5 protein-coding genes are annotated in these 4,045 nt (G+C 70.8%); 4 read left to right on the top strand and 1 reads right to left on the bottom strand.

Translation table 11 applies throughout. The features are described from left to right. The 3 genes from RMO85_RS05845 to RMO85_RS05835 form a co-directional block, all read left to right on the top strand. Positions 1-1,071, top strand: a 1,071-nt coding sequence (locus RMO85_RS05845) for an acyl-CoA dehydrogenase (RefSeq protein ID WP_310527320.1), incomplete at its 5' end; no start/stop codon positions are given. Continuing rightward, positions 1,068-1,724, top strand: coding sequence for an SDR family oxidoreductase (locus tag RMO85_RS05840; protein ID WP_310527315.1), 657 nt, complete (start codon positions 1,068-1,070; stop codon positions 1,722-1,724). The genes RMO85_RS05845 and RMO85_RS05840, both read left to right, overlap by 4 nt. Then, positions 1,721-2,395, top strand: a complete 675-nt coding sequence (locus RMO85_RS05835) for a class I SAM-dependent methyltransferase (RefSeq protein WP_310527311.1) — start codon at positions 1,721-1,723, stop codon at positions 2,393-2,395. Before RMO85_RS05840 ends, RMO85_RS05835 begins: the two co-directional genes overlap by 4 nt. Positions 2,396-2,506: 111 nt before the next feature. On the opposite strand, the gene RMO85_RS05830 is transcribed toward RMO85_RS05835, so the two are convergent. Next, positions 2,507-2,998, bottom strand: a complete 492-nt coding sequence (locus RMO85_RS05830) for an inorganic diphosphatase (RefSeq protein WP_310527305.1) — start codon at positions 2,996-2,998, stop codon at positions 2,507-2,509. 138 nt (positions 2,999-3,136) lie between these two features. Between RMO85_RS05830 and RMO85_RS05825 the strand changes: the two genes are divergently transcribed. Further along, on the top strand, positions 3,137-4,045 hold a 909-nt coding region (locus RMO85_RS05825; protein ID WP_310527303.1), incomplete at its 3' end, for a D-alanyl-D-alanine carboxypeptidase.

The raw sequence follows: 4,045 nt of genomic DNA, 5'->3' as shown, positions 1-4,045 counted from the left end.
CGCGTCTGCGTCGGCGGTGCCGGCATCAACGCGTCCAAGGTCGCGCTCACGGTCGCGACGCGCTATGCCTCGCACCGTCGTCAGTTCGAGGCCGCCGACCCCGACCAGGAGCAGCTGCTCCTCGACTACGGCATGCACCAGCGGCGGCTGTTCCCGCTCCTGGCGCGCACCTATGCGCTCCACTTCGCGCAGGAGTACGTCGCCGGCGCACTGCACGACGTCTTCATGGGCGTCACCGACGACGAGGTGTCCCGGCGCAAGCTCGAGACGCGGGCGGCCGGGCTCAAGGCGCTCGGCACCTGGCACGCGACCCGCACGATCCAGGAGTGCCGCGAGGCGTGCGGCGGCGCGGGCTACCTGAGCCAGAACCGCTTCACCGCGCTCAAGGCCGACACGGACGTCTTCACCACGTTCGAGGGCGACAACCACGTGCTCCTGCAGCTGGTGGCGAAGGGACTGCTCACCGACTACGCGAGCGAGTTCTCGGACATGGACCAGTTCGGGATGGTCAGGTTCGTCGCCAGCCTCGCCGTCGAGACCGTGCTGGAGAGGACCAGCGCCCACAAGCTGTTCCAGCGGGTCAAGGACGCACTGCCGGGCGGCGACCAGTGGGACCAGGAGGCCGGGCTCCTCGACCCGAACTACCAGCGCGCGATGCTGCGCTTCCGCGAGGAGCACATGCTCGGCGGCGTCGCGCGCCGGCTCAAGCGCGGCATCGACAGCGGGATGAACCCGGGCGACGTGTTCTCGCAGGTCCAGGACCACGTGATCGCGGCGGCTCGGGCCCACGTCGAGCGGATGGTGCTCGACTCCTTCGTCCTGAAGGCCCGCGCACTGCCCGACGGCGACCAGAGGGTCACGCTCAACCTGCTCTGCGACCTGCACGCGCTCACCACGATCGAGGCCGACCGGGCGTGGTTCATGGAGCACGGCCGTCTCTCCAGTGCCCGCTCGAAGCAGATCAGCCGCGAGATCAACGACCTCTGCCGCAAGATCCGGCCGCTGGCCGTCGACCTCGTCGATGCCTTCGGGGTGCCGGAGCCGATGCTGCGCTCGCAGGAGATCTTGTGACGACTCCGGTGTACGTCGTCCTCGGCGCCGGTCCGGGCCTGGGCCTCGCCACCGCGCGGCGCTTCGCCGACACCGGCCACGCCGTCGTGCTGGTCGGGCAGACCGCCGAGCACATGGAGCCACTGGCCGCAGGGCTCCGCGAGTCCGGTGCCGCGGCCGAGGGTGCCGGTGCCGACCTCACCGATCCCGCCGCGGTCACAGCGCTCATCGAGGGCGTCATCGAGCGGCACGGGCGCATCGACGTACTCCACTTCAACCCCAGTGCCTGGCGCGAGGCAGACGTCCTGCACCTCACCGTCGACCAGCTCTTCGAAGACCTCGCGCTGGGGGTGGCGCCCCTGCTGCCTGCCGTGCAGGCGGCCGTCGACGCGATGCCGTCGGGCGCACGGGTGCTGGTCACCGGCAGCATCGCCTCAGAGAAACCCGATCCCGCGGCACCCAGCCTCGGAATCCAGAAGGCCGCCGTCCGCAACCTCGTGACCAGCCTCGACGCCACCTTGAGCGAGCGCGGCATCCGCGCCGTTGCCGTCCAGATCAACGGTTCCCTGGCCAAGGAGGGTCCGTTCGCGCCACCGGCCGTCTCGGCTGCCCTGCACGCGGCGACTGTCAGGTCCGACGCCGAGTGGACCGCGCACGTCGGCTACGACGGATGAGGCTCCCGCTCGTCGGCGGCTGGCACGAGGACCCGCTCTGGGCCAAGTTCTATCCGCTGATGGTCGAGCACCCGGCTCTCGGTGCGCCGCTGTGGCGGCTCGGTCTCGGCAGCGACATCTCCCGGTTGTACGCCGCAGCGCGGGAGATCGGGGAGCTGCCCGACGGTGCGCGGGTGCTCGACGTCCCGGTCGGCGGCGGTGTCGCCCTGCGCGGCCTGCGCCCGGGCGCCCAGCTCGACTATGTCGCGGCCGACATCTCGCCGAAGATGCTGTCGCGGGCGCTGGATGTCGCTCGCAGGCGCGGAGTGGAGAAGCAGGTCACCACGGCCATCGCCGACGTGGGCGACCTGCCCTTCGAGGACGACTCGTTCGACCTCGTCGTCTCCTTCACCGGGCTGCACGTCTTCCCCGACCCGCGCCGGGCGATCAGCGAGATGGTCCGGGTCCTCAAGCCCGGCGCGGCGATCACCGGGAGCTCGTTGTTCACCGGCGACTTCCAGGGCGTCGAGCGGCGCTACGAGCTTGTGCACACCCTCGGCCGACGCGCCCACGTGCTCGGCCCCATGTGCTCGGCGGCCGACGCGCAGCGCTGGCTGGCCGAGGCCGGCGCGGGCGCCGTACGACTCGAGATGAGTGGTGGCCTGGGCTACTTCCGGGCGCGCAAGGACTGAGCGCGTGCTACCCGCTGGAACGCCACAGCTGGCGATATCCATGGGCGCGATGGCGGCAAATGCGCGTGATCTGCAGCCATCCCGCCCATGGATATCCCAGGACGGGCCGGCTCAGTGGCCGTTGGTCTTGAGCCGCTCGAAGGAGGCGTGCACCTCGGCCTCGGCCTCTTCGCGGCCGACCCAGTTGGCGCCCTCGACGGACTTGCCGGGCTCGAGGTCCTTGTAGACCTCGAAGAAGTGCTGGATCTCGAGACGGTCGAACTCCGAGACGTCGTTGATGTCCTTGAGGTGCGACATGCGCGGGTCGTGCGTCGGGACGCACAGCACCTTGTCGTCGCCGCCGGCCTCGTCGGTCATCCGGAACATGCCGATGGCGCGGGCCTTGATGTGACACCCCGGGAAGGTGGGGACCTGCAGGATGACGAGCGCGTCGAGCGGGTCGCCGTCGAGGCCGAGGGTGTTCTCGATGTAGCCGTAGTCCTCGGGGTAGGCCGTCGAGGTGAAGAGCATCCGGTCGAGGTAGATCTTGCCGGTCTCGTGGTCGATCTCGAACTTGTAGCGAGAGCCCTTGGGGATCTCGATCACCACGTCAAACTCGAGCACAGGTGCCTCCACGTCAATCGGTGCCCCGGCGGGTCCGGAGCGCGTTCGCCTGGTCGCCCCTGGGTGGACCCGGGCCCGGCTCACGGGTCAGTGTCGCGCACAATGACGACAAAGGGCCAAAGGAGTGGGGGAAAACGAGTGCGACGTGACCGACGCCACCCTGCCGGACCCGGCGTCGCGGCGCACTGGCTGCCCACCCTCCTCGTGCTCGCCCTGCTCGCCGGCGCGGCCGCTGCCTACCGCTTCGACGTGGGCCCCCGCTTCCTCGGCTGGTACGGCGACGACGTCACCCAGGACCCGGCCGCAGTTGCTCCTCCGGCGGGACTGGAGTTCCCGGCCCGGACCGATCCGCCCGTGATCGCGGCTCCGGCGCAGTCCGCGTCCCGCGTCAGGACCGACGCCGTCGAGGCGGCCCTGGCCGAAGGCCTCGCCGACCAGACCCTGGGCAAGCATGTCGTGGCAGCCGTCGGCGACCTGAGCGGTGAAGGACCCGTGTGGACCCACGACGACGACCAGTACCTGCCGGCGTCGACCACCAAGGTGCTGACGAGCGCGGCCGCGCTGGCGGCCCTCGGCCCCGAGACCACGTTCACCACCCGCGCCGTCGCCGGACGGACTCCGCGCGAGGTCGTGCTGGTCGGTGGCGGTGACCCCTACCTCGGGAGCAAGCCGCTGACGCCCGAGGAGGCGTCGAACACCTACCCCGAGCGGGCCGACGTCGTCACTCTCGCCCGGGACACGGCTCGCGCGCTCACCGGTCGCAAGAAGGTCCGAGTCGTCTTCGACGACACGCTCTTCACCGGGCCCACCAACAACCCGCAGTGGCGCGCCGACTACGTCCCCGACGACATCGTCACGCCCATCACCGCCCTGTGGGTCGACCGGGGCGCCTCGCCGAGCGGTTACGGCCGCAGCGACGACCCGTCGTTCGCGGCCGCGGCGGCGTTCGCCAGTGCGTTGGAGCAGGCGGGCGTCACCGTGGTGGGTGACCCGACCAGGGGTGTCGCCGCACCGGCCGCGGCCACGCTCGCGAGTGTGCAGAGCGCC

The sequence above is a fragment of the Nocardioides sp. genome (assembly GCF_031422975.1).
GTDB lineage: Bacteria > Actinomycetota > Actinomycetes > Propionibacteriales > Nocardioidaceae > Nocardioides.
Note: the sequence above shows the minus strand (reverse complement) of the source record. Positions and strands in the feature narration are given on the sequence as shown.